Below are 3,828 nucleotides of genomic sequence, written 5' to 3'. Positions count from 1 at the left end.
GTAATGCTCGGCTTGCTACAGGCGTTGCCGCGCATGGTGGAGGGGCGGATCAAGAGACGGCTCGCGGTTTGGTACCGCGAAATCAAATCGCTGGAAGATGAAATATGGAAAAACAGGCAACCGACCCGGGACCAGATTACGCAATGGCGCGATGAAATCGAGGACATCGATGCACACGCCAGTCAGATACGGATACCGCAGCGCTATTTTCAGGATGTCTACGCGCTCAAACAGGCGATCAGTGTCGTCAGGGATCGGATTTCCCGAATTGCAGGAAACATGAAGTAATAGCAAACTTGCCTATAGCAGACACCCAGTGTCTACCCGGCAATGCCGCGCAAGCCGATCGCCAGAAGGCCCGTTCAGTGAGGCGCAAGCTCATGGGCGGTTCGTGTCGGGTCTATTGCCCGCGACGTGCAGGGACACGAGCCGCGCCAGGACAATCGTCGGATAGAGCTGGCAGATCAGCGCTTCGAGGATCGCGAGCGATCGCGTCGCGTGGCCGTGCGGCGTGATGCCGCCATAGCCAACGGTGGTCAGCGTGGCGAAGCTGAGGTAGATCCAGTCGGGTGGCCGCGCAGCGCGCGTCTTGGGACCCCGCGACAAACGAGCCGGGCGTGTGCAGGGCAATGAGCTGGTAATCTTCGGCCCAGATCACGCCAACCATGATGTAAAGAACGACGGCCCCGCCGCCTTTATCGAAGGGAAGAACCCATTCGCTCCAGCGAAAATGTATCGCGCCGAACGCAATCGCCGCGATGACGATGAACGTCCGCCGACGATCCAGTGCTGTGACCGCACCGCTCAGCAGCATGAACGACAGGAGCAGGTCCCGCATAACGTGCGCGAAGACGCTTGTCGGCGAAACGGCGAACGGGAGGACGAACACGTTAAGCAGGAGCAGGGCGAGGAGGATCGTCATATTGACGATATCCGCCCGTGTGCTCAAGTCGATCAACCCATCTCGGATTTCCTTCACAGCCCCTTTCCCCGATAGGGGGCGCAAAAGTTGCTGTGCAATCTTGCACTCATAGCATTGAAAAAGCGAGGCCCGAGGGCAACGTTGCGACGATCTCCCGGCTCCTCGCGCTGGGTAGCGATTCTATGAAACTAAAGGTCAATTGATCGGTCGAGTTGAAAGATCTCATACTCGGCCAGACAAGGAAGACTGGAGGCGTTCATGAAAGCCTTTGGATTTGCGATGATCGTGGTGACGTTGCGTCTATTCGCGTGTCTGCCTTATCGGCTCGTCGCGCGCCTGGGGTCGGCGCTCGGCGCGCTGCTTTATCGGATCCCCAGTCGCCGCAAGCGCATTGCCCTGGTGAATCTGCGTCTGTGCTTCCCCGAGAAATCGATGGCTGATTGCGACATGCTCGCGAAAGAGAATTTTCGTCAGGTCGTGCGGAGCTACCTTGAACGCGGCGTGCAATGGTACGGCAGCGAGCGGTCGATACAACATCTCGTGCAGATAGATAGCCGCATCGACCTGCACGACGAGCATCCTCCGCCCACCATCTTCATGGGTTTTCATTTCGTCGCCATCGAGGTCGGCTGCATGCTTTATTCCATGAGCCTGCCCGTTGCGGCTCTGTACTCGCGCATGTCCAACGAGCGTCTTTGCGAACTTGCCCGCAAGCGCCGCAGCCGGTTCGGCGCGGAGATGATCGAACGTTCGACGAGCGCAAGAAAAGTCGTGGCGCTGTTGCGATCTGGCAAACCAGTGATGCTAGCGGCGGACATGGACCACGGCGTCGAGAACTCGGTGTTCGTGCCGTTCTTCGGCGTTCCGACATGCACGCTGACCTCGATTTCCCGCCTCGCGAGACTTGGGCGGGCGAGGGTCGTGCCGTTCATCACAGAGGTACTGCCGTGTTATCGCGGCTACAAGCTGACGATCTTCGAGTCGCTGGAAGACTTCCCCTCGATGAGCGACGAAAAGGATGCCCGCAGAATGAACGCGTTCCTGGAATCGCAGATACTGCGTATTCCGGACCAGTACTACTGGGTTCATCGGCGCTTCAAGCACCGACCTCCAGGTCTCGAGCCAGTGTATTAGCGCGCCCGAGTCGGTCATCGGGCAGAGTTCTCATCTACGGTCATTCGCCTGCGCAGCAATGCGCGAAAGACACATTAAAAGCAAATTCCATTATGCCGTTACTTCTTCTCGAACGGAAAAACCACATTCCAGTCCTGTTTCATGTCCACGACGGTCCAGCCCTTGGCCTCCGCCTCGTCGAGCGCCTTGTCGAGTTTTCCGATGCTCGACTGCCGGTCGTAGGCCCATTCGCGCACCGCGTCCGTATGATGGACAAGGCCCATGAAGCGCGCACCGTCACCGGCAGCGGTCCATTGGAGCATCTGCAGGTCACCATCGGAATTGCCGAAGGCGAAAACGGGACGGCGGCCAATATGCAGGTTGATTCCAACCGGCTTGCCGGGACCGTCGTCAATGAAGCCCAACTCAGGCAAACGCATTAGCACCGGCTTGCCGTCGAGCATCTCGAACCGGGTCTTGCCGCTGCTGCCGATTACCTGCTCGGGTGGAATGCCATATATTTTCTCCGTCCATGGCCGCATGAATTCGATGCCGCCACCGGACACGATGAAGGTTTTAAAGCCATTCGCGCGCAAGTACGCAACCAGTTCCAGCATCGGCTGATAGACCATCGCCGTGTACGGTTGGTTGAACCTCGAATGCTTAGCCGTGGCAAGCCAATCGTTTAGATCAACGTTTTTTTTTCGTGTGGCACGCTGGGCGTCCTGAAACGAGATCACGCAGGGTTAACCACGGGGCCGCCGCCCGCTTCTCTATAGCGAGAGGCGAGCGGCCCGGTGGATAACCCGTGCCGAAGGCGATGCCGCTTTTACCTGCTCGGGCACTGTCAGGTTGATGTGGAGGCGGCGGTAGAATGAAGTGATGAAGAAAACGAAATCGCTTTATCACGGTCACCGCTTCCCTGCCGTCGTCATCAGCTGCGCGGTTCGGTGGTATTTCCGGTTTAGCCTGAGCCTGCGCGACGTCGAGGAGTTGTTGCTCGAGCGTGGTGTCGTGATCACGTACGAAACGATCCGTTGCTGGTGCGACAAATTCGGCGCTGAATTCGCCCGGTGCGCCAAAGCGGCGCGGCCCAGGCCGGGCAGCATATGGCATCTGGACGAGATGTTCGTGACGCTGCGCGGCGAGCCGTATCTGTTGTGGCGAGCGGTCGACGAGCACGGTGCTGAGCTCGATGTGCTGGTGCAAAAGCGGCGCGATAAGTCCGCGGCAAAGCGCTTCTTCCGGCGGGTGCTGCGTTCAAACCCGGTGCCGCGCAAGATCGTGACCGACCAGTTGCGCAGCTATCCGGCGGCGAAGGCTGACATTCCTGAGCTCGCTCATGTAAAGCACGTTTTCGTCAAGGCGGCTGCACGTGTGAACAACCGTGCCGAGAACAGCCACCAACCGACCCGCAGGCGCGAACGCCAGATGTGCGGCTTTCGCGATGCGCGTCGCACGCAAGCGTTTCTTTCATGCTTTGGCCCGATCCGGCAGCACTTCGCGCTGCCCAGACATCGGATGAACGCGGCATGTCATCGTGCCGTACTCCAGGAACGCTTCGTCACATGGCATGGTTGGACTGTCACTGCCGCATCTCAGAAAACTATCTAATCAGGATAACTACGCTTTGGCCAAAAAGGTAGTTTACAGCCGTCAACTTGACAAAGCCCTTCCCTGACCCCGGCATGACGGTGGCCGCCATCGACCGGCTGGTCCATCACTCGACGATCTTCGAGCTGAACGTCGAAAGCTACCGGCGCCGCAAAGCCAGCGACAAACAGAAGGAGCGA

At 58.6% G+C, this 3,828-nt stretch carries 4 protein-coding genes and 3 pseudogenes; 5 read left to right on the top strand and 2 right to left on the bottom strand.

Features of this window, described 5'->3' with window-relative positions; translation table 11 throughout:
• A pseudogene (locus P0D96_RS47555) lies at nt 1-288 on the top strand (TAXI family TRAP transporter solute-binding subunit); the annotation flags it as partial.
• A gap of 90 nt (nt 289-378) precedes the next feature.
• On the opposite strand, the gene P0D96_RS47550 reads toward P0D96_RS47555, so the two are convergent.
• Nucleotides 379-606, bottom strand: a complete 228-nt coding sequence (locus tag P0D96_RS47550) for a potassium channel family protein (protein WP_408321221.1) — start codon at nt 604-606, stop codon at nt 379-381.
• Nucleotides 607-619: 13 nt separating this feature from the next.
• Between P0D96_RS47550 and P0D96_RS47545 the strand changes: the two genes are divergently transcribed.
• Both P0D96_RS47545 and P0D96_RS47540 read left to right on the top strand, forming a co-directional pair.
• On the top strand, nt 620-997 hold the full coding sequence (locus tag P0D96_RS47545) for a hypothetical protein (RefSeq protein WP_408321219.1): 378 nt from the start codon (nt 620-622) through the stop codon (nt 995-997).
• A 183-nt stretch (nt 998-1,180) separates the two neighbouring features.
• Complete coding sequence (locus tag P0D96_RS47540; protein WP_408321217.1) at nt 1,181-2,056, top strand: lipid A biosynthesis lauroyl acyltransferase; 876 nt, start codon at nt 1,181-1,183, stop codon at nt 2,054-2,056.
• A 98-nt stretch (nt 2,057-2,154) separates the two neighbouring features.
• Here P0D96_RS47540 and P0D96_RS47535 read toward each other — a convergent pair.
• Nucleotides 2,155-2,724 (bottom strand): annotated as a pseudogene (locus P0D96_RS47535) (HAD family hydrolase); the annotation flags it as partial.
• 193 nt (nt 2,725-2,917) lie between these two features.
• Between P0D96_RS47535 and P0D96_RS47530 the strand changes: the two are divergent.
• Both P0D96_RS47530 and P0D96_RS47525 read left to right on the top strand, forming a co-directional pair.
• Nucleotides 2,918-3,649, top strand: coding sequence for an IS6 family transposase (locus P0D96_RS47530; RefSeq protein WP_408321215.1), 732 nt, complete (start codon nt 2,918-2,920; stop codon nt 3,647-3,649).
• Nucleotides 3,650-3,708: 59 nt separating this feature from the next.
• Nucleotides 3,709-3,828 (top strand): annotated as a pseudogene (locus P0D96_RS47525) (ATP-binding protein); the annotation flags it as partial.

It is taken from the genome of Paraburkholderia sp. RL17-347-BIC-D, assembly GCF_046027915.1.
Lineage (GTDB): Bacteria > Pseudomonadota > Gammaproteobacteria > Burkholderiales > Burkholderiaceae > Paraburkholderia.
The sequence above is the reverse complement of the archived record's forward strand: the minus strand, read 5'-3'. Positions and strand labels throughout refer to the sequence as shown.